Annotated in this window: 18 protein-coding genes and 1 tRNA gene; 7 read left to right on the forward strand and 12 right to left on the reverse strand. The window is 44.6% G+C overall.

Going from position 1 to position 21,395, the window contains the following annotated elements; all coding sequences use genetic code 11:
- Window positions 1-72: 72 nt before the first annotated feature.
- The 3 genes from JG770_RS02255 to JG770_RS02265 are packed head-to-tail and all read right to left on the reverse strand — an operon-like array spanning window position 73 to window position 3,695.
- Window positions 73-1,143 carry a substrate-binding domain-containing protein gene (locus JG770_RS02255; protein WP_291954632.1) on the reverse strand — a complete coding sequence of 357 codons (1,071 nt, stop codon included), beginning with the start codon at window positions 1,141-1,143 and terminating at the stop codon, window positions 73-75.
- Window positions 1,144-1,167: 24 nt separating this feature from the next.
- Complete coding sequence (locus tag JG770_RS02260; protein WP_291954635.1) at window positions 1,168-2,169, reverse strand: ABC transporter permease; 1,002 nt, start codon at window positions 2,167-2,169, stop codon at window positions 1,168-1,170.
- A gap of 20 nt (window positions 2,170-2,189) precedes the next feature.
- A complete protein-coding gene (locus JG770_RS02265) occupies window positions 2,190-3,695 on the reverse strand; it encodes a sugar ABC transporter ATP-binding protein (RefSeq protein ID WP_291954637.1) in 1,506 nt (501 codons plus the stop codon).
- A 202-nt stretch (window positions 3,696-3,897) separates the two neighbouring features.
- Here JG770_RS02265 and JG770_RS02270 point away from each other — a divergent pair, with 202 nt between their 5' ends.
- Both JG770_RS02270 and JG770_RS02275 read left to right on the forward strand, forming a co-directional pair.
- Window positions 3,898-4,662, forward strand: a complete 765-nt coding sequence (locus JG770_RS02270) for a DeoR/GlpR family DNA-binding transcription regulator (RefSeq protein ID WP_291954639.1) — start codon at window positions 3,898-3,900, stop codon at window positions 4,660-4,662.
- Between the two features lie 19 nt (window positions 4,663-4,681).
- The gene (locus JG770_RS02275; protein ID WP_291954642.1) at window positions 4,682-6,178 is read left to right on the forward strand and encodes a sugar ABC transporter ATP-binding protein; all 1,497 of its coding nucleotides are present in this window, start codon (window positions 4,682-4,684) and stop codon (window positions 6,176-6,178) included.
- Between the two features lie 153 nt (window positions 6,179-6,331).
- Here JG770_RS02275 and JG770_RS02280 read toward each other — a convergent pair whose 3' ends face one another.
- Entirely contained in the window at window positions 6,332-7,120 is a 789-nt protein-coding gene (locus tag JG770_RS02280) for a ZIP family metal transporter (protein WP_291954644.1), read from the reverse strand.
- A gap of 188 nt (window positions 7,121-7,308) precedes the next feature.
- Between JG770_RS02280 and JG770_RS02285 the strand changes: the two genes are divergently transcribed.
- Complete coding sequence (locus JG770_RS02285) at window positions 7,309-8,514, forward strand: FAD-dependent oxidoreductase (protein WP_291954647.1); 1,206 nt, start codon at window positions 7,309-7,311, stop codon at window positions 8,512-8,514.
- A gap of 37 nt (window positions 8,515-8,551) precedes the next feature.
- Here JG770_RS02285 and JG770_RS02290 read toward each other — a convergent pair whose 3' ends face one another.
- Entirely contained in the window at window positions 8,552-9,733 is a 1,182-nt protein-coding gene (locus JG770_RS02290) for a GNAT family N-acetyltransferase (RefSeq protein ID WP_291954650.1), read from the reverse strand.
- 134 nt (window positions 9,734-9,867) lie between these two features.
- Here JG770_RS02290 and JG770_RS02295 point away from each other — a divergent pair, with 134 nt between their 5' ends.
- On the forward strand, window positions 9,868-11,175 hold the full coding sequence (locus JG770_RS02295; protein WP_291954653.1) for a hypothetical protein: 1,308 nt from the start codon (window positions 9,868-9,870) through the stop codon (window positions 11,173-11,175).
- Between the two features lie 7 nt (window positions 11,176-11,182).
- On the opposite strand, the gene JG770_RS02300 is transcribed toward JG770_RS02295, so the two are convergent.
- From JG770_RS02300 to JG770_RS02330, 7 genes are all read right to left on the reverse strand, one after another.
- Complete coding sequence (locus tag JG770_RS02300) at window positions 11,183-11,827, reverse strand: sugar transferase (protein WP_363320883.1); 645 nt, start codon at window positions 11,825-11,827, stop codon at window positions 11,183-11,185.
- Between the two features lies 1 nt (window position 11,828).
- On the reverse strand, window positions 11,829-12,722 hold the full coding sequence (locus JG770_RS02305) for an MBL fold metallo-hydrolase (protein ID WP_291954656.1): 894 nt from the start codon (window positions 12,720-12,722) through the stop codon (window positions 11,829-11,831).
- A 140-nt stretch (window positions 12,723-12,862) separates the two neighbouring features.
- A tRNA-Ala gene (locus JG770_RS02310) sits at window positions 12,863-12,938 on the reverse strand.
- Window positions 12,939-13,051: 113 nt separating this feature from the next.
- Window positions 13,052-13,519, reverse strand: coding sequence for a low molecular weight protein arginine phosphatase (locus JG770_RS02315; protein WP_291954658.1), 468 nt, complete (start codon window positions 13,517-13,519; stop codon window positions 13,052-13,054).
- Window positions 13,520-13,528: 9 nt separating this feature from the next.
- Window positions 13,529-14,581 carry an L-threonylcarbamoyladenylate synthase gene (locus JG770_RS02320; protein ID WP_291954660.1) on the reverse strand — a complete coding sequence of 351 codons (1,053 nt, stop codon included), beginning with the start codon at window positions 14,579-14,581 and terminating at the stop codon, window positions 13,529-13,531.
- Between the two features lie 107 nt (window positions 14,582-14,688).
- Entirely contained in the window at window positions 14,689-15,861 is a 1,173-nt protein-coding gene (locus JG770_RS02325; RefSeq protein WP_291954663.1) for an iron-containing alcohol dehydrogenase, read from the reverse strand.
- 374 nt (window positions 15,862-16,235) lie between these two features.
- Window positions 16,236-17,336, reverse strand: a complete 1,101-nt coding sequence (locus tag JG770_RS02330; protein WP_291954665.1) for a sodium ion-translocating decarboxylase subunit beta — start codon at window positions 17,334-17,336, stop codon at window positions 16,236-16,238.
- 420 nt (window positions 17,337-17,756) lie between these two features.
- Between JG770_RS02330 and JG770_RS02335 the strand changes: the two genes are divergently transcribed.
- The 3 genes from JG770_RS02335 to JG770_RS02345 all read left to right on the forward strand — a co-directional run bounded on the left by JG770_RS02335 (window position 17,757) and on the right by JG770_RS02345 (window position 21,373).
- A complete protein-coding gene (locus JG770_RS02335) occupies window positions 17,757-17,999 on the forward strand; it encodes a PF20097 family protein (RefSeq protein WP_291954667.1) in 243 nt (80 codons plus the stop codon).
- Window positions 18,000-18,622: 623 nt separating this feature from the next.
- On the forward strand, window positions 18,623-21,088 hold the full coding sequence (locus tag JG770_RS02340; RefSeq protein ID WP_291954669.1) for a CoA-disulfide reductase: 2,466 nt from the start codon (window positions 18,623-18,625) through the stop codon (window positions 21,086-21,088).
- Window positions 21,089-21,373 (forward strand): metalloregulator ArsR/SmtB family transcription factor, encoded by a 285-nt coding sequence (locus JG770_RS02345; protein WP_363320881.1) that lies wholly within the window; start codon window positions 21,089-21,091, stop codon window positions 21,371-21,373.
- The last annotated feature ends 22 nt before the right edge of the window (window positions 21,374-21,395 follow it).

Consider the following 21,395-nt stretch of genomic DNA (forward strand, 5'->3'; position numbering starts at 1 on the left):
TTTGCGCAGTGAGGGCCTTTAACCCCACTGCGCAAAATCAAGGAGATTTCTTAATGCTCTATAAATAGACCTCTATTTTGTATAGAAAGCATCAACATTATCCTTGGTGACCATATTGGTACCGGTATCTACCGATGGCGGCAGAGGATTTATATTCTTATCTTTCCAACCCTCTACCGGATTGACCAGGTCATGATGCAAGGTATAGAGGAACATCATTGACCAATAACCCATATTCCATGTACCCTGCGCCACCGAAGCTGTTATAGTACCTTCTTTTATAAGGTCCAACGTGCCTTTATCGGTATCAAAACTTACTATTTTTATTTGTCCTTCTTTGCCGGCTTCCTTTACTGCTGTAGCAACGCCCACGCCACTGGTGGCATCTGATGCAAATATGCCATTTACATCAGGATTTGCCTGCAACACACCAGCCATCATAGTAGCCGCTATGGTTTGATCGGCTTTGCCGTTTACTGTAGATACTATCTCTATATCCGGGTATTTGCTGGCCATAGTTTCTTTAAAGCCTGCGACGCGTTCTTCATGGTTCAATTGACCAGGAAGCGTGCATATAGCTACTTTGCCTTTACCATTCAACTCTTTGCCGAGGTAGTCGGCTGCCATGGCGCCGGCTGCTTTGTTGCCTGTAGCCAAAAATGAATACCTTCCTGACGACGGAGAGTCGGCATCGAATGTAACGATGGGTATACCTGCATCCTTCGCCTTTTTTATAGGTGCCGCCAGAGCATCCGGGTTTATACATGTAACTGCTATACCTGCCGGATTTTTAGCTATGACCTGTTCTAATACCGTCACTTCCTGGTTCACATCGTACTGGTTTGCACCGGTATATGTAGTCTTTACCCCCAGTTGTTTCCCGGCATCCTCAAATCCCTTGAAGCAACCTTTCCAATATTCTATACCTGAGGAAAACGTGACCATGTAATATTCCTCGTCTTCGCTCCCTGCAAACGGCGTCTGAGACGACGAATCTGAGGAAGATGATGTTGTACCACTGCTATCCGACGAATTTGTTGGCGAAGCATTATCTGTATTGCCGCACCCTGTCAGCATCAATCCTGTCATGAGCGCTATCGCCATGACCAATGCCAATATCCTTTTGCCTTTGTTTCTAAACATATCAAACAACCTCCATTCTTATTTTTACGCAGTCCTACGTCTGGTATGATTTATATAATCGAGAGTAACTGCCGCAAGTAATATTATGCCGCTTATCAAATCTTGCCAATATACCGATACATCCAGCAGCACAAGACCATCATTAACCAGTGCCAGTAGTATAACGCCCAATACAGCACCAAAGACCGTGCCCTCGCCGCCGCTCAGGCTTGCGCCACCTATTATGGCCGCCGACATAACCCTCATTTCAGTGCCGAGCCCCGCCGACGGTGTAGCCACGTTAAAGCGCGACAAGGTCAATATACCGGCTATACCCGAGAGCACAGCTACAATTATAAATACCAGGAATTTAACCTTGCTTACATTTATGCCCGACAGAGAAGCAGCTTTGGAATTGCTGCCCACATAAAATACCTGCCGTATAAACGCCGAGTGCCTCATCATGTAATCGCCTATGACCGCTATTACTATAAATATCAATACTATGACTGGTATACCCAGCACCGTACCTCCACCTAAATTTGTAAAAGCTTTCGGCGTTTGAGCCAGAGACAAAGGCGATCCCTGTGTTAAAACATAGGCTGCACCTCGAGCTATATTCATCATGCTCAATGTGGTTATCATAGGATTTATGCCTATCTTGCCTATGAAATAGCCGTTTACCATGCCGCAACCTACTGATATTGCAAGACCTAATATAGTAGCAAGCCATATATTCATATCGCCTATATAAAGGGCTCCTGCAGTAACACCGCTTAAAGCCAGGACCGACCCTACTGACAGATCGAAGCCTCCAGATACCAGTGCTATAGTCATTCCGACGACTATAATACCATCTGTAGCCAGGCCTATGAGAGTAGTAGTTATATTGCTGGCCGTTAAAAAGTGCGGGCTAGCCAGTGAAAGCACAATCATCAGTCCTATTATTATGAGCAGCAGGCCCATTTCGCGTATAGCCATCATACGCTGCCAAAACGACGGCTTAGCAGTATTCGTTAGACTTGTTTCACTATTTGTCTGTTCCATATTCTTCCTCCGATCTGTACTTACTTTGTCTGACAGACGCCTGATGCCAATGTCATTATGTTTTCTTCAGTTATATTCGAACCGCTCAATTCACCTGATATACACCCTTCATGCATAACTATGACCCTATCGCTCATACCGATTATCTCCGGCATATCAGACGATATGAGTATTATACCCACACCCTGCTCAGCGAGTTGCCGCATCAAAGCGTGTATCTCCGCTTTCGCCCCGACATCTATACCTCTTGTGGGCTCATCCATAATAAGTATCTTTGGCTCTATAGCCAGCCATTTCCCCAGCATAACCTTTTGCTGATTGCCGCCGCTTAAGCTCTCTACCGGTTGCTCTATAGACGATACTTTTATATTCAGCGAGGTCACAAAACGTTCGGCCAGACGTTTTTCCCGGTCATCGTCTATAAAGATGCCGTTTGCGATATTGGACAGCTTAGCAGCCGATATGTTTTTTTTAACCTCCAGATTAAGAAAAAGGCCTTGTTCTTTACGGTCTTCAGTCATATATCCTATACCATTTTGGATAGCGTCGCCATATTCTGATATATTCAGCTTTTGAGCGTGAACATATATTTCGCCGCTGTCTTTTGGGTCTATGCCGCATATAGCGCGCGCCATTTCGCTTCTACCTGCACCTATAAGGCCGGCAAAACCTAATATTTCACCTTTATATAACTCAAATTCCACATCTTTAAAATCATCGGCGCGGGATAAATCGCTTATTTTAAGTATAAGCTCTCCTCTCTCTTCAGATTTATCAGGATACATAGCATCTATATTCCTGCCTACCATGGATACTATAAGGTCATTTTCGGTAACTTCGCTCACCAGACGCGTCATTATATAATGCCCGTCCCGTAGTACTGTCACCCTATCGCATAAATCGAATATTTCCTGCAATCTATGGCTTATATACAACACGCTTATACCCTGACTCTTTAGAGAACGCAGTAACCGGAAAAGAATTTCAACTTCATTTTCTGTAAGCGATGACGTTGGTTCATCCAATATTAGCAGTTTGCAGTTAAGCGATAATGCCTTGGCTATTTCCACTATCTGCTGCTCGCCGACATTTAATTCCCTAAGTTGCTTTCTGGGTGAAATATTGCTGTCGAGCATCTTAAGTATCTCCGATGACCTCTTATAAAGCTCATCATAGTCTATCATTCCGCCAGCTTTAACAGGCATCCTGCCCATGAATATATTCTCGGCCACGCTGACGTCCGGACATAAGCTTAGTTCCTGGTGCACAAAGCCTATACCGGCTTCCTGAGCATGGCGAGTGTCAGCAAACTGCGCTTTCTGTCCGTTCCAGAAGATCTCGCCTTCATCGGGCTGCAATACACCACCTATAATATTCATAAGTGTCGATTTACCGGCACCATTTTCACCCACCAGCGCGTGTATTTCACCTTTAAATATTTCCAGCGATACGCCTGATAATGCAACTGTACCGGGGAACCTCTTTACTATATCCCTTACATTCAATAGGGTTTCATTGCCAGACAACTTTCTTCCTCCTTCCTTTTTATTATCATACTTATATATTCGACATAAAAATTAAAAATCCTTCTTTTCTGAATTATTTTTTTTTATTTTTTTTTATCAATTTTTATTAATATGCTTCCGATTTATAAAGCATCTAAAGAATAATAAAATCTATTGATAATACAAGAAAATTATCATAAAATGAAATGGGTGAGGATAATATATGTTTGCAGCACAAAGATTGGAAAAAATCAAAGAGATTCTCCTGGAGAAAAAACAAATAGATGTAGTAACCTTGAGCTCCATATTGGACGTATCTGAGGTAACAGTACGGCGCGACCTGGAAAAGCTCGAAGGTCAAGGCTTTCTGACAAAAACTCATGGAGGGGCTATATTGAAGGAGTCGGACGCCAATCCTCCTCAGCAAGAAGACGATCCATTAAAAGAAGAGCGCGAGCAGATAGGCATAATAGCCTCTCACATGGTAGACGACAATGAAGCCATATTATTGGGCTCTGGTTCGTTATGCCTGGAAATAGCCAAGAATTTAAAAGATAAAAATAACCTCACAGTAGTAACCATAGATCTTAATATCGCTATAGAATTGGCTGATTGCGTCAATATAAATATAATAATACCCGGCGGGTATTTGATTGGATCCAGTCTATCCCTATATGGCGATTTGACCGAGAAATTCTTAAGCGATATGTTTGTAAACAAGGCATTCATCGAAGTGGATGGTATATCGGAAGATAGGGGTTACACCATTAACAATGCGCAGCAGGCCTCCGTCGCAAAGGCTATGATGAAAATAACAAAAGAGGTCATTATAGTAGCAGATTATACTAAATTTGGCAAAATAGCCTTCAATCAAATAGGGCTGATACACAATGCCGGTAAAGTCATAACCAATGATAAAGTACCTATTGAATTTAAAAAATACTTTTTTGATGAAGAAATACCCATCTTCACTACCTATCAATTATGAGAGGTCGGAGGTGCTAGCTATGGATCAAGTAATATTGGAGCTCAAAAATGTGTGCAAGCAATTTACAAATGCTGCGGCATTAAGCAACGTATCGCTTATATTAAAAAGGGGCGAGATACATGCCCTCCTTGGAGAAAACGGTGCTGGAAAAACCACGCTTATGAAGGTCTTAACCGGTGCTGTTCCCATGGACAGCGGAGAAATATATATAGATGGGAAAAGAGTTACCATTTCCTCCCCCGCTGATGCCCAAAAGCTCGGCATAAGCATGGTATATCAAGATTTTGCGCTATTTCCTCATCTTACTGTAGCCGAAAATATATTTATAGGCAATAAGCCTATGATAAAAGGCTCTGCTGATTTGATAAACTGGCGCGCCTTATTTTGCAAAGCCGAGGCTTTATTGGAACAATTAGGTTTCCCTATAGATCCGCGTACTATAGTAAGGGATCTAAATATGCCAAAGCGCCAAATGGTGGAGATAGCTAGGGCTTTAGCGCAACACCCCCGCATATTGATAATGGATGAACCTACATCAGCTCTAGCCGAGCAGGAAATTATACAATTATTTTCCGTACTGAAAAACATAGTTTCTCAGCGCGGTGCATCTATTATATACGTCACTCACCGTTTAGAAGAAATATGGATGATAGCCGATAGCGTAAGCGTCATGCGCGACGGCACGCTTATAAGCACAGCAGCGGTAGATGCCACCGATCCAGATTCGCTCATATTTCAAATGATAGGAAAAGACGTAAAGGATAAATATCCGAAGCTTCCCATAAAAAAAGGCACAGAGGTTTTTCGCGTTAAAGACCTGAGCGTTAAAGATCAATTAAACAACATATCTTTTGTTCTCCATGAAGGCGAAATATTGGGCATAGCAGGCTTTTTAGGTTCTGGGCGCAGCACATTGGCCAAGGCTTTGTTCGGCGCCGAATCTATAAGCACGGGTGAGATATTTATAGATCAGCAAAAAGTGCAAATAAGCTCGCCTAAAGAAGCCATAGAAAATGGGATAGCGCTTCTTTCCGAAGACCGTCTGGAACAAGGCTTATTCCCTTATATGAGTATATCAGCTAACATGGTGGCAGCCAATCTACGTCAATTCACTAAGGATCTTATGATAAACAAGCATAAAGAGGATAAGCTGGCTAATATGTATATAAAAAAGCTGGGCATTAAAACGCCGAAAAGTCAAGAGGCAGTTTCAAAGCTTAGCAGCGGTAACCAACAAAAGGTATTGATAGCTAAATGGATGCTGGCAAAAGCTCGTGTGTTTATTTTGGACGAGCCTACGCGCGGGTTAGACATAGGTTCAAAGGTGGAGGTATACAATCTTATGAATGAACTGGCCCGCAGTGGCAGTGGCATAATAATGATATCATCTGAATTACCCGAGCTTCTGGGTATGTGTGATCGGCTACTGGTGCTCCATAAAGGGCGCATAGCAAAGGAATTGTTGCGTCATGAAGCCTCTCAGGAGTTGGTATTCCGCTATGCTTCAGGTAAATAAACTGAAAACGGAGAATGCAGGTTGTAGTAGTCGACGACGGCAGCAGCAGAAATATAAGCAAACTTTTGCCGATACCGCCTGCTATGCCACGATAATACGTCCTGGCAAAAATCAAGCTCGGTTACTAAATAGTGGCCACTAGCTCTATCCCCGTCATCCCAGTGCGACGTCAAGAACCATCATCAATACAAAACCTATTGCCACGCCAATAGTTCCAATGTCAGAGTGCTCGCCGATCTGCGATTCCGGTATCAGTTCCTCTACAACCACGTAGATCATGGCACCCGCTGCAAAAGCCAGAATATATGGCAGTACAGCAGTAATCATATTTACCAGTAAAATTGTGATTGCGGCCGCTATCGGTTCAACCACGCCGGACAAAATACCGTATGATAAAGAGCGTTTCTGACTCATACCCTCGCTTCTCAGCGGTAGAGAAATTATCGCACCTTCAGGAAGATTTTGAAGTGCTATACCGATAGATAATGCAAAAGCCCCGGCCAGGCTGATGCCGGAACTTACGTTGCCTATACCGGCAAACACCACTCCGACGGCCATACCTTCGGGGATATTATGCAGTGTTACAGCCAGTATCAGCATAGAGGTCTTATTCAACTTAGAGGGTATACCTTCCGGTTTTTCCTCATCTAGATGAAGATGAGGAATAACATTATCGAGCAATAAGAGGAAACCGATTCCCAACAAGAATCCCACGCATGCAGGCAACCACGCCAGCTTTCCTTGCTCGGCAGCCATATCGATCGCCGGTATAAGCAATGACCATACGGAGGCCGCGATCATTACTCCCGAGGCGAATCCGAGCAACGCATTTTGCGTATGCGGTTTCATTTCGCCTTTCAAAAATATGACGGTTAAGGCTCCGAGGGTTGTACCTACAAAAGGAATGAGTATACCGATAATTATTGTTACATAGTCGTTCATGCACTTCACCTTTCACATAATCTTCGATATTGTCACGCGCTTATCTTTTATCGTTTTAACTCATTTTATCATAAATATATGCCCGATGTACAGCGCCGTTATGCCGGAAATCAACAGAAAAAATTGATATTGCCGGTATAGCATAGTATAATTATGGTATAGGTAAAGCGAAAAGGAGAAAAACTTCTATGCAGCAAGAATTTTACTACGTTATAATCGGCAACGGCGTAGCAGGCCTAAGCGCGGCCGAGGCCATAAGACAAAACGATGCTTATCGGACCATAGCAGTTATAAGCGATGAAAATTATCTCACATACATGAGACTTGTACTGTCCCATCATCTTGGCGAGAATATATTGCCGGAGGTCCTATATATTCATCCTCAAAGTTGGTATGACAAAGAGAACATAAGCATAATTTTAAATACCAAAACCATCGGTATAGATACCGACGGTAAAGTTTTAAAAACCGACAAGGGCGATATCAATTATACAAAACTAATAATAGCCAGCGGCAGTTACTGTTTCATACCCCCTGTAGATGGTTCCGATAAAAAAGGTGTATTCGCCTTGAGAGGCATGGATGACTTAATCGAAATAAACCACGCTATAGAGCAGAGCAGCAAAGCTATAGTGATAGGCGGCGGATTACTGGGTTTGGAATCAGCTTGGGCTATAAAACAGAAAGGTATCGATGTGACGGTTCTGGAATTCTTCCCCCGCATATTGCCCAGGCAAATGGATGATGAAGGTTCTGTCATACTCGAAGGCATTATAGAAAATCTCGGCATAGAGCTTTATCTAGGCGTGGAAGCCGCCAATATAAGCGGTGATGACAAAGCTGACGGGGTTGTACTGAAAGACGGCAGATTTATATCCGGCGATTTTGTTCTATTCTCATCCGGCGTAAGGCCACATGTTGAGTTTGTAAAGGATACGCCCATAAGCTTAAACAAAGGTATAGTGGTCGACGAATACATGCGCACTGATGTACCCGATATCTATGCGGCGGGAGATGTGGCCGAGTACAAAGGCGCTATCCCGGGCATATGGCCTATAGCCAGTGCCCAGGGCAAGATAGCCGGCATAAACGCCGCAGGCGAGCAGGAAAAATACAAAACTATACCGCCTTCCAATACGTTGAAAGTAATGGGTATCGATTGTTTTTCCGTAGGCAATATAGACAACCGGGAAAATCGATTTAAAGAGATAAAGTATACAGGCGATACTGAATATTATAAGCTGTTTTTAGATGGCAATCGCCTTGTGGGTGCTATCATGTTAGGGGATATATCAAAGTCCGTGCGCCTGCGCTCATTCATAGAGCAAGGCAAGGATATGAGCGACTACCTTGTATCCGACAATGCCAAAGAGATAATAGAAAAACTATCGTAAAGGCAAAGCGCCGGTTGATCGGCCGGCGCTTAAAGGTTTAAAATCCGTTATTGTTAAAGGTCGCCGAAGGCGGGAAGGTTTTATTTGCAGCGCTTATAGCGCTCGCCTCGCCCTCTATCCTGCCTATGGCCGCAAGCCTCTCGGCCGGCATATAGCCCAAAAACATCTGGCTAAAGGCCTGTATATCACAGCTTAAGGAGGCCGTATCGGTCTTTTCTATCCGAGCTCTGCCGTTAGCTATGCGCACATGCCATGGCCCTTCATTCCATGGGGCAGATGTATCAGTTATTCGTATGCTGAATTCCTCGTCGATATCATCAGGATAGCCTCGCTCCAGCAAAGCTTTATTCACATCCACAACGCGGAACATCATACCCGGTGTCAATTTCATATCAACGCGCGGATTGGGCAACAAAACATGCAGTTGCTCATCCACGGCCGTAGACCATTTGGCCTGCTCTATCTGGGCCTCATGAGCGTATATAAACCACAGCAAGCCTTCGAGCGCTTTTATATCTTTATATATCATTTCATATATATTCATCTTACCATCGCGTATCGTATATATTATGTATCCACCAGGCTCACCGTTATCGTAATGCCAAAGATAGGAATACTTTTTATATTCATCGGCGAAAGGATCATCCAGTACGAAATCTCTCCACAATATCCTATCACGGATGACGCAGCCGTTATGCTTTTTAGCATATGCTGTATATATATCGTTTAACGCATCTATATCCTGCTCAGTAACCGCCGTTATATTTCCGGCCTTATGGCTAAAAGCTTTCAGGTGTCCTATGGGAATAACATAATCCATGCGATCGAACCCCATTTCCCAACCGTACTTCCTATAGAATTCGAAGGAAAATGGAGCAAGCATCGATACCGCCTGTCCTCGCTCCCTCATTACTTCCAGAGATTTCTTCAAGAGATCGGCTATACGTCCGCCATGCCTCCCTTCCGGCATAGATGATACCATGGCTATGCCACCCATATCCAAAGGAGCCCCGCCGACCATGATCCTGAAAGGAAGCATCTGTATGGCCGCCATTAATATATCCGCATCATCGTAATAACCGAGGACATACTCCGGCTTTATATATTTTTGCGCATATGCCGCCATCTTGTCCTGCGCCTGATGTAACCATGGAAAACAGTAAGTAGCTATGAACTGCATTCGGGCAAAATCTGAATCATTTACAAACCTTATAGGCATGATAAACCTCCTCATCATCGCTTACGTTTTCCGATTATATCATAGGCCAAGGTACAACTCAAGCATAATATTTTTTTATTAAAAATATACTTTAGCAGCAGGAATGTATAGCAACGAGCGGAAGGAGGGCTCATATGAAGGCTTTGATCTTCATCCCCGGATTGTTCGGTTCGATGGGCGAGGATATAATACCGGGCACCGGCGATTGGGACTTCGGTCTGGCTGCCATAAATTACAGACCATTTATAGAACGGCTGACGTCTATGGGTTATAAGGAAGGACACGATTTGTTTATATGTTTTTATGATTGGCGCAAAAGTGTAAAAGAATGCACCGAACGTTATCTCGTACCCAAAATACATGAGGTCAAAGCCAAATGCCATCAGGATAAGATAGATATCATAGCTCACAGCATGGGGGGATTACTGGGGCGCTGCTATATACAAAGCACCTTATACGGGTATGACATAGACAAATTCATAATGATAGGAACCCCACACACAGGTTCTGTCAAAGCCTATTATCCATGGGCCGGTGGTACCGTACCGCCCGATGACAGCGCCGTCGGCATAGCGTCGCACTGGCTATTGAAGGGTTATGCTTGGCTGTTTGCGAGGATATTGGACGCTCCGTCACCGCTGGATACCATACACATCACATTGCCGTCATTGCAGGATATGCTGCCCTCCGTTCAGCATCCGCCATATTTAATGAGCGACGAACCGTTTAATCAAAAACAGTTTATACCTGTGGAACACGTGTATTACAGGAACCATTTCCTCGACGAGTTAAACCGCTTGAGCTACAATCTTTTCACCAGAGATATACACATATCCAGTATTATAGGCGATACTAAGCCGACTATAGCACATATAAGCATAGCAAGCTCTGCGGCGGCTTCATCCGCCCCGGCAAAGGTATGGCCGGATGGCCGCCCCGTAAGGCATTACACATCGCGCCACGGCGACGGAACGGTATTGACAGCCAGCAGCGGATATATAGGGGGACAACAATATGTCTTTCCCGCATATCACAGCGCTCTGCCTGTAGAAGCCAGTCATATTATTTCTCATATATTGGGTATATCAAAACCAGTAGAGCCGGTCCATGCATCGAGCATAACATCATATATAAGCATTATAGCCGACGGCCCCATATCGATCAGCCTGATCAATACCGGCCGAGACGGCAGTGTGCGGTCTCACGCCATGTCCAATGCAAAGGGGCAGTCATGGCTGTTTATACCGCAACCCAAACTTTTGCCCGTTTCAATATCTGTAAAAGGTCTGGACAGCGGAGAATATGTGCTGGGCATAGATACACCGGACGCTCCTTTAGAGCGAATATTCGAATTCCGTTCCTTTATAAAAAGCGCGGAGATCCAGAACATATCTATACAGATAGCGCCCTTTACGCACAAACCCGTTATAAGGCGAAGATGAACAGATGCTATCGATCCTCATTTTTTGCCGTGCCTTCAAAAGGCTCCATGGTGGCGGATGAGCCTGAGTTTATGCCTTCCCGCGCAAAAACCTTTTTGACGGTTAAAAGTATAATTTTCCAATCGCCTATAAAGCTGACATTATCAACGTACTGTACATCAAGATCGAACCTATCCTCCCAACTGATAGCATTTCTGCCGCTAACCTGGGCTAAACCCGTCAAGCCAGGCCTGACCTCGTGTCGGCGTCTCTGATGTTCGTTATAAAGCGGCAGATACTGCACCAGCAACGGCCTTGGACCAACTATAGACATATCCCCTTTTAAAATATTAAATAGCTCGGGCAGCTCGTCAATGCTGGTAGATCGTAAAAACTTTCCGAATCTGGTCAATCGGACTTCATCGGGCAGCAGATAGCCGTTCTCATCTTTACCCTCAGTCATAGTCCTAAATTTATATAATGTGAATATCCTCTCATTAAGGCCGGGTCTCTTCTGCTTAAATATCACCGGCCTACCGAGATAAATCCTTACAAGCAAAGCTACAACCAGTAACAGCGGCGATAAGACTATGATAGCGCACAATGATAATATAAAATCAAGCCACCTTTTTATATACTTTCTATATATACCGCGATTACCTTTATTACTTATTTTACACCCTCGCCTTCCATTTCAATGAATAGTTCTCGATAACAGGTTCTATAATATCTCCTTCATAAAGGTAGCGCAACAATGCCGAGGTATACGACATCATCAAAAAATGCTGGGGCATGCTCATCCATACATGATAATATTTCATTATATTAACACATAATTCTTCACGCGTTACAGGCTCATCAAGGCTGTCAACCACATACCCTAAAACATCTTTTAACAGCCTTATATTTTCCTCCGCAGCAGCCCTTATATCGCGCAGCATTATACCGTGGGACGGCATATAATACGCATATGTCATATCCTTAAGGTGTTCCAAAGTAGTGAACGTAGCAGCCACATCGTTTATATAAGGCAATTTATATTTTTTTATAAATTCATGTGTATATACGGCATCGCCGCAGAATAACACGTCATCGGGCGTCGCTATGCCCATATGGTCCATGCTGTGGCCCGGCAATGATAAAGCGTTCAATTGAACCGAATATATAGTAATTGCCCCCGGCTGCAGCATGACATCAGGATGACAGTGTCTGCCTCGCAAAAAGGCATCGTTAAGTGTGCCAAACGATGGGGTACCCGTTAGTCCTATCATCTCCAGTTCCGGTTTCTCTATTACCCAGCTTTCGCCCAACGGAGCATATATGGTCGCTCCACTGCGCTCCTTTATGAATTTATCGGCCCCCGCATGGTCTACATGGCCATGTGTATTTATAACGGCTGCCGGAATCAGGCTATTGGCATGCAGATAATCGAGCAATGCCTGGGCCTCTTGCTCATAACCTGCATCTATCAAAATGCATCGGTTATTGTTTAGCATATATAAGCCTATGTTGCAGTTGGTATCGTCATTTATATAAAACGTGCTACCCGCTATATGTTTTAATTCCATCTCATATGTTGCGCCGCATTGACTTGGTGCGCCAATTGCTCGGCAGTTCCTTGTGATTTACGCATATTGCGTTTTTGCCTCCGTTACAAACTTTTATACATTTGAAAAAAGCCGAAGATCGACTGATCTCCGACTTCAAATGGTGGAGATAAGGGGATTCGAACCCCTGACCTCCTGGGTGCGATCCAGGCACTCTCCCAACTGAGCTATATCCCCATTGCATACTTATAATAGCACAAGACCGCATTTGTGTCAAAATATTTTTCAACGCTGTGCGATTCGTGTTATGGCAAATTCAGCGCCTTCAAACGATATAAAACCTAAGCCCGCTATTGGCCACGTTTTAACTTCTCCACCAGCCTGGACAACGCTTGCCGTATCTCATCAGCGCTCTCTTTGTAATCTTCCAAGGAACCGCCAAATGGGTCCGGTATGTCGCTGCTACCGCAATCAGCATATTCCTTAAGCGTAAAGACCTTGTCGTATGACTCCGGGAACATCATCAATACATGACGCTTATGTTGTAACGTCATGGTGAGTATAAGATCGGCTTGTGCCACCAATTCAGCATTCAATTCACGACTTCTATGGCGGCTTATATCCATACCCATCTCGCGCATGACCTCTATCGCGTTGGCTGAAGCCGGTTGGCCGTCCATGGCGGCAACACCTGCCGACATGACCTTTATAGCTTCTAAACCGCTGTCAGCCTCTCTAAACATAGCCTCGGCCATGGCCTGTGCCATGGGGCTGCGGCACGTATTGCCGCTGCATACGAATAATATGGAATTTATCATACATACTCCTTATGCGTGTATTATATCAAAACCTGCCGCCCTTATCATGCGGTTCATTATAGCCAGCCCAACGCCGTTTGCATCCACTGCTTCGGCCAGCACCACATCAGCCCCGGCCTTGTCAAACGAGCGCAATGTGTCGAATAACGCTGCAGCTATGGTTTCCGGCTTTTCCCTGTCGCCGACCGTTATGACCATATATTCGCTGTACATGGCCTTGGTTTGCTCAGTGGCCATTATGCCCACTTTATAGCCCTTTTGCCCATATGCGTCAGCTTCCTTCTTTATCCTCTCAACAACCCTCTCAATTGGCCCGTCCACTATTATAACCCTGGCTTTGGGAGAATAATGTTTGTATTTCATGCCCGGCGACGGCACCGCCCCCTCGGCAAATACAGGCTTTAGTATGCCCGATGCAGTATCCACATTGCCTATGGCCTCCTCCAGCATTTCTAATGTTATGCCGCCCGGCCTGTATAGCACAGGATTATCCCCACTTAAATCTAAAACAGTGGACTCCACCCCCACCCTGCATGTGCCTCCGGCTATTATAGCCGCTATACGTCCCTGCATATCGGCTATAACGTGTTCGGGCTTTGTGGGGCTAGGATGGCCGGATATATTGGCGCTGGGTGCTGCTATAGGCACGCCCGCACTCCTTATAAGCGCTAAAGCTATGGGATGATCAGGCATACGCACGCCTACCGTATCCAAGCCGGCAGTAACTTCATAAGGTATTTTCTTATGTTTTTTCATAATGATAGTGAGTGGTCCCGGCCAGAACAGCTCCATAAGCAAACGCGCTTTAGACGGCACCTGTTCCGCCACTTCTTCCAGCATCGACATATCGGATATATGGACTATGAGCGGATTATCGGCCGGCCGGCCCTTTGCTTCGAATATACGATGTACTGCAGAGGCATCCAGGGCATTGGCGCCCAGGCCATACACCGTCTCGGTCGGAAATGCTACTACTTCGCCTTGTCTTATTAACACAGCAGCTTTCCTTATAGCATCTTCGTTTATATTTTCAGGATCAATGTTTATTACTGTCGTTTTCATAAGATGATTATACGCCATAGACGGGCAGTTTGCAATCTGGCTCATCCAATACGGAATAGGCAACAGCCCATGGTTAAAACACCATGGGCTGCATACTGTGGTTATGACTACAGCATCATTTCTAATATATTCAATACATCCTGCTTGCCAAGCTTTTTAAAATTACCGGTAGTCTGAGTATCTCCGGCCGTACATTTATCGGCCATCTCTTCCAGTCTGTCATTCGGTATATCCAGTTCTTTTAATGACGTTGGCAGACCAACGCTCTTATAGAATGCTTTAAGCCTGTCTATCCCTGCCAGCGCTGTGCGCTCGGGATCCTCGAAATCCATATCCACGTTCCACACGCGCACTGCGAACTGCACGAATTTATCCATGCCTTCTTTATATACATACTTCATCCATGCCGGAAATACTACGGCCAAGCCGGCGCCATGAGGTACGTCGTATATACCGCTAAGCTCGTGTTCTATGCCATGCGACGCCCAATCGCCAACGCGGCCGGTGCTCAGAAGGTCATTGTGCGCTATGGTACTGGCCCACATTATTTCAGCACGCGCATCGTAATTATCAGGCTGTTCGAGCACTATAGGCACATTTCTTATAACGGTCTTAAGCGTGCCTTCGCATAGCCTATCGGTCAAATCCACATTTGGCGTATGCGTAAAATATCTCTCCATGATATGCGCCATTATATCGGACGCTCCGCATACGGTCTGATAAGGCGGAAGCGTAAAGGTAAGCTCCGGATTCATTATAGCAAATTTGGGCCTTATGATTTCCACGTTAAGTCCCCTTTTATACCATCCGTCCTCATTTGTTAAAACAGAGCTCTTGCTAGCCTCGCTACCTGCCGCCGGTATGGTCAGCACAACGCCTACCGGCAGCGTTTCCTTAGGTTCGACTTTGCCGGCGTAAAAATCCCACACATCGCCGCTATATGGCACACCCACACCTATAGCCTTGGATGAATCTATAACGCTGCCGCCGCCCACAGCCAATATAAAGTCTATGCCATTATCCCGGCAGAGTTTTATGCCCTCGCGTACCAGGCTCACCCTCGGATTGGGCTGTACGCCGCCCAATTCCATAAAGTCAATGCCGGCTTCTTTCAGTGAAGCTACTATCTTATCATACAGGCCCGAGCGCTTTATGCTGCCGCCGCCGTAGTGAAATAATACCTTCTTGGCCCCGCATTTTTTTATCTCTTGACCCACCTGGTTCTCCGTACCCTTGCCGAAAATGATTTTGGTAGGGCTTAAAAATTCAAAATTATCCATATGTATACTCACCCTTTCTCTTTAATCCTTAAGTTTATTATACCACAATAAAGGCTTAGGCGCTATCCTCCCGAGTTTTACAGTTCAAAAGCACCAAAATCTCCTGAAAGCCTTGATATTACAGGAGATTTTGGGTAGATAAAAAAGAATAAAATTATAGTCACATAACAGTCGCTCTGTCGAAGCAATATTTGAGTTGTCTAAGTCCGCTGACAGTTGGCAGCCGGAGGTCGGCATAAATGCTACTGCTTTTGCGATATCTTGACCATAATCTTTATCACACCGTAAACGATAGTTATAACGGCGAACACGCCCACCATGCCCAGCGCAGCTACGCGCAATGCTTCAGTTACCATATTCACACACCCCTTCCGTCATGGTATCAGCGCCAGCACCATAGCGCCGGCTATGATGGATCCTATCTGACCGGCCACGTTGGCACCAACCGCCTGCATAAGTATAAAGTTACCCGGATCCTCTTTTTGTGCCATGCGTTGTATAATCCTTGCCGACATCGGGAAAGCCGATATGCCAGCTGCCCCGACCATCGGGTTTATTTTTTTCTTCAGGAACAAATTGAGTACCTTGGCAAATATAACACCACCTGCCGTATCGAATATGAAGGCCGCAAGCCCCAAACCTATTATCATAAGCGTCTCAGGCGTCAGGAATTTATCCGCCGTCATGGTAGAGCCTATGGTAATGCCAAGCAGTAGCGTGACCAGGTTGCTCAGTTCATTCTGAGCGGCCTTTGACAGCCTGTCCAATACGCCGCACTCCCTTATGAGATTCCCAAACATAAGCGAACCTACCAGACCCACGCTCATCGGCGCTATTATACCCGCTATAAGCGTGAGCGCTATAGGAAATATAATCTTTACTGTTTTGGATATCGGTACGGCAGAAGGCTCCATATGAATGCATCGTTCTTCCTTACTGGTCAGCGCTCTTATAACCGGCGGCTGTATAATGGGTACCAATGACATATAAGAATAGGCTGCCACTGTTATTGGCCCAACAAGCCTTTCCGCAAACTTGGTAGCGACATATATTGATGTAGGACCATCGGCTGCTCCTATTATTCCTATTGAAGCTGCTTCTTTTATGGGAAAGCCGAGAAGTGCTGCCACAACTATGGTGGCGAATACGCCGAATTGCGCCGCCGCTCCAAAAAACATCATAACCGGCTGCTCCAGCAACGGGCCGAAGTCTATCATAGCCCCCACAGCTATGAATATAAGTATCGGGAATAATTCCGTTTTTATGCCGGCATCGTACAAGATCGACAGAAATCCTTCCGGCCCGATGGCCGATGACAACGGTATATTGGCCAGTATGGCGCCAAAGCCTATCGGCAAAAGCAGCATAGGCTCATACTCGCGCCTTATAGCAAGGTATATAAGAAGACCGCCTACGAGTATCATTATGACGTTGCCCCACGTCATAGCCATTAACCCTTGTAACAGTTGTTCCATATAACCCTCCAAAAAAGATTTTTAGAATTATAGGGATCAAAAAAGACCCCTATCCTTGCGGATAAAGGTCTCATTTCTTCCTTCGCCGACCGGATATAGAGCTATATCGTGATGACGATCGGCAAAACCACTGTTGTGGTGAATTACTCCCCTTTATAATGCCAAACATTATTATATTGCAAAGTGTCAGGCAATGCAATAAGAAAGTGCTGCAGCCGCGATTCTGGTAACTTATTACTTCCTGGCTCTTACGTTTCGAAAGCACTAAAGTATAAATAAATTTTTAAAAAAAGAAGGAATTATAAAATAAATGTAGAATATATAAAGTGGAGTTATGAAACATTGAAAGCCGCATATACGAGAAAATTTAGATGTTATGTAACTTTGGGCGCACTTATATTATGGAGGTGAGAGTTGTTCATGGATAATGAAAATGAAATAGAAACTTGCCCATGGTGCGGCAAAAAAATGGAACGAGGAACTTTTAGAAGCCGAGGCGGAAATTATTTTTTACCGATGGGTGAAAAAGTCCCATTAACATATTTTAATTGCTCGATGGAAAAAAGAAATGCAATACCATTTCCACCATTTATAATGGGGCCCATTTCATATCCTATTGCTTTTGTTTGCCGTTCCTGTAGGAAAATTATTATCCCATATTAATTCGGTAAAATTCCTCTCCTGAATAAATGCAACATCTTTTTTTGTTGCATTTATTTTTTATCGGTTTTCTTTTCTACTTTTTTGAGAAGTGGTAAATATCAAAAAAGATATAGTGCAGCTCGTTACAGCGATCAACCTAATGTAAAACGTTGTCTCCTTCACGAACAAAAATATTGACATCCCAATTAGCCATATCAGCCACCCCACTATTTGTAAGCAAACATTGCTCTTCTTATTACTCATCTTCATCTACTCCTTTCGCATTGGTGCTGTCAAATCTTTTCCAATTGTTAAATATTTTTCTTATAATATATCAATTCACCGTTTTCAATAAAGCTAATCTCTTCAACGAAAACATCGCCTATATCATATGATTCTTCAACATTATTCGAGATCAGTACCAACTCATGCCGCTATTGCGCTTGTTCCTATTGCAAATACTATCGAAATCGCAAATGGACTAGTGACTTTTTCAATGTGCGCATATATATTTTCTCTTTGTAAAAAATTATATATCATAAAATAAATTTGTCAATAACAAATCATCGATAAATATTTGACAATCTCATCGCTATATTGTATTATTATAATATATGAATATAACGATATGGAGGATATCATAAATGAAGGTTATCATAGTAGGAGGAGTGGCCGGCGGTGCATCGGCTGCAGCCAGATTGAGGCGTCTTGATGAGAACGCTGAAATAATACTTTTTGAAAAAGGCGAATATATATCGTTCGCCAATTGCGGTTTGCCGTATTATATAGGCGGCGTAATAAAGGAAAAAGATAAGCTGCTGGTACAGACCCCTGAAGATATGTCCAGGCGCTTCAATATAGATGTGAGGACAAAAAGCGAGGTAATTAGCATAGTACCGAATAATAAAGAGGTGATAGTTAGGGATTTAACGAATAATAAAGAGTACAGCGAAACCTATGACAAGCTCGTCCTCTCGCCCGGTGCTGAACCCATAAAACCTAATATACCAGGTGCCGACGACAGCCGGGTGTTTACCTTGAGAAATATACCGGATACCTATACGATAAAGGACTACATAGATCAGCATAAACCTCGCCGAGCCGTGATAGTAGGCGGAGGCTTCATAGGTATCGAAGTAGCTGAAAATCTGCACGCCCGCGGTATAAACGTCACCATAGTGGAGCTGGCCGATCATATCATGGGGCAGATAGATTATGAGATGGCAGCCATAGTACACAATCACCTGCATAGCAAAAATGTCGAGCTTTATCTCAAAGACGGTGTGAACGCCATACACCCCACGAACGATTATCTGTCCGTCGTGTTAAACAGCGGCAAACGCATAGATACAGATATGGTGATAATGGGCATAGGTGTCAAACCTGATGTAAAGCTGGCCAAAGATGCCGGCCTGGCTATAGGGACGCGCGGCGGCATAAAAGTAGATCAATATATGCGCACCTCTGATCCTGATATATACGCCGTCGGTGATGCTGTAGAGGTCAAAGACTTTATAAACGGGCAGGACGTCGTGATACCGCTGGCGGGGCCGGCCAATAAACAAGGCCGTATAGCAGCCGACAACATAGCGGGCAGGTCTAGCGCATATGAGGGCACTCAAGGAACTTCCATAGCCAAGGTGTTCGATATGACAGTGGCAGCAACCGGCAACAATGAACGCCAACTAGAGCGCAACGGTATAAAATATCAGAAATCGATAATTCATCCCAACTCTCACGCAAGTTATTATCCGGATGCATTGCCTATATCTATAAAACTTATATTCTCACCTGACGATGGTAGGATATTAGGTGCACAGGCAGTGGGTTATGAAGGTGTGGATAAGCGCATTGATGTCATAGCCACAGCCATACGCGCGGGCATGACGGTATATGATTTGGAGAAGCTGGAACTGGCCTACGCACCCCCATATTCATCCGCCAAGGATCCTGTGAATATGGCCGGATATGTGGCAGCCAATATATTGAAGGGCGATTATGATGTATTTCACTGGAACGAGGTGGATGAACGCGATGACGATAAAACCGTGCTCATAGACGTGCGCACTCCTTTGGAATACAACATAGGCACAATAGCCGGCGCCATAAATATACCGATCGACGACCTGCGAGACAGATTAGATGAGATACCTAAAGATAAGGAAATATTGATATTTTGCCAGACAGGCCTGCGTGGGTACCTGGCCTGCAGGATATTGAAGCAGCATGGATTTGCTAATGTCAAAAACTTAAGCGGTGGATACGTGACATACGAGATAGCAACAGGACGTCAGAGCAACGAAGGCATATTCCACTATGACGATACTTTCAGCTCTAGCCACGTTGAGGCGTCCATCCCTTCGCAAGAGGAGAAACCGTCAGGCAACACCATAGAGGTCGATGCCTGCGGCTTACAATGCCCCGGCCCTATAATGCAAGTATATAATGCCGTGCAGGACATGAAACCCGGTGATATATTGCAAATAAAGGCCAGCGATCCGGGATTTGAAGGCGATATAAAGGTATGGTGTCAGCGCACAGGCCACAAACTGCTGGACATAGGATGGCAGGGACGCACGTTGGTAGCCCGCATTCAAAAAAGCGGCGTTCTCCCGGACGAGCGGCAGGTTGAATCTCAAAGCCATGATAAAGCCATGATAGTATTCAGTGGCGATCTGGATAAAGCCATAGCCTCATTCATCATCGCCAACGGCGCTGCAGCAATGGGGCGCAAGGTAACGATGTTCTTCACTTTCTGGGGGCTTAATATACTGCGCAAACCCGAAAAAGTGCCAATACACAAGGATTTTCTGAGCAAGATGTTCGGCGCCATGATGCCAAGAGGTTCCATGAAGCTGCCGTTATCGCGCATGAATATGTTTGGTATAGGACCTAAACTTATAAGGCATCTTATGAAAGAAAAAAACATCTTCTCTCTCGAGGAATTGATCCAACAGGCTATAAAGAACGGTGTTAGGATAGTGGCTTGCAATATGTCCATGGATATAATGGGCATAAAGAAGGAAGAACTTATAGACGGTGTGGAGATAGGGGGCGTGGCATCGTTTATCGGAGCAGCTGAGCAGTCCGATGCATCGCTGTTCATATAAATGATCGATATGGATAACTCGGAACGCTACGAAATATTGGCGCAAAAGCTGAAAACCATCGCCCATCCGCACAGGCTTTTCATAGTCAAAGGCCTTATGGAACACGAATGCAACGTATCTTATATACAGCAATGCCTTGGGTTGCCCCAGTCTACCGTATCGCAGCATCTGGCCAAGCTAAAAAGCGCCGGCATTATAGAAGGCCGGCGCAACGGCCTGGAAGTATGCTATAAAGTGGTGGACGATGATGTTAAAAACATTATAAATATATTGTTTAAGCCTTGATGATACATTCATCAAGGCTTAA

This window comes from Mahella sp. (genome assembly GCF_020054945.1).
Lineage (GTDB): Bacteria > Bacillota > Clostridia > Mahellales > Mahellaceae > Mahella.

Excerpts from the sequence above, each read along its gene's own strand:
- JG770_RS02305 (WP_291954656.1), bottom strand. The coding sequence starts at position 12,722 with ATGGAATTAAAACATATAGCGGGTAGCACGTTTTATATAAATGACGAT.
- JG770_RS02320 (WP_291954660.1), bottom strand. The coding sequence starts at position 14,581 with ATGAAAACGACAGTAATAAACATTGATCCTGAAAATATAAACGAAGAT.
- JG770_RS02345 (WP_363320881.1), top strand. The coding sequence starts at position 21,089 with ATGATCGATATGGATAACTCGGAACGCTACGAAATATTGGCGCAAAAG.
- JG770_RS02325 (WP_291954663.1), bottom strand. The coding sequence starts at position 15,861 with ATGGATAATTTTGAATTTTTAAGCCCTACCAAAATCATTTTCGGCAAG.
- JG770_RS02255 (WP_291954632.1), bottom strand. The coding sequence starts at position 1,143 with ATGTTTAGAAACAAAGGCAAAAGGATATTGGCATTGGTCATGGCGATA.
- JG770_RS02290 (WP_291954650.1), bottom strand. The coding sequence starts at position 9,733 with ATGCCTATAAGGTTTGTAAATGATTCAGATTTTGCCCGAATGCAGTTC.
- JG770_RS02270 (WP_291954639.1), top strand. The coding sequence starts at position 3,898 with ATGTTTGCAGCACAAAGATTGGAAAAAATCAAAGAGATTCTCCTGGAG.
- JG770_RS02330 (WP_291954665.1), bottom strand. The coding sequence starts at position 17,336 with ATGGAACAACTGTTACAAGGGTTAATGGCTATGACGTGGGGCAACGTC.
- JG770_RS02280 (WP_291954644.1), bottom strand. The coding sequence starts at position 7,120 with ATGAACGACTATGTAACAATAATTATCGGTATACTCATTCCTTTTGTA.
- JG770_RS02335 (WP_291954667.1), top strand. The coding sequence starts at position 17,757 with ATGGATAATGAAAATGAAATAGAAACTTGCCCATGGTGCGGCAAAAAA.
- JG770_RS02275 (WP_291954642.1), top strand. The coding sequence starts at position 4,682 with ATGGATCAAGTAATATTGGAGCTCAAAAATGTGTGCAAGCAATTTACA.
- JG770_RS02295 (WP_291954653.1), top strand. The coding sequence starts at position 9,868 with ATGAAGGCTTTGATCTTCATCCCCGGATTGTTCGGTTCGATGGGCGAG.
- JG770_RS02340 (WP_291954669.1), top strand. The coding sequence starts at position 18,623 with ATGAAGGTTATCATAGTAGGAGGAGTGGCCGGCGGTGCATCGGCTGCA.
- JG770_RS02260 (WP_291954635.1), bottom strand. The coding sequence starts at position 2,169 with ATGGAACAGACAAATAGTGAAACAAGTCTAACGAATACTGCTAAGCCG.
- JG770_RS02315 (WP_291954658.1), bottom strand. The coding sequence starts at position 13,519 with ATGATAAATTCCATATTATTCGTATGCAGCGGCAATACGTGCCGCAGC.
- JG770_RS02285 (WP_291954647.1), top strand. The coding sequence starts at position 7,309 with ATGCAGCAAGAATTTTACTACGTTATAATCGGCAACGGCGTAGCAGGC.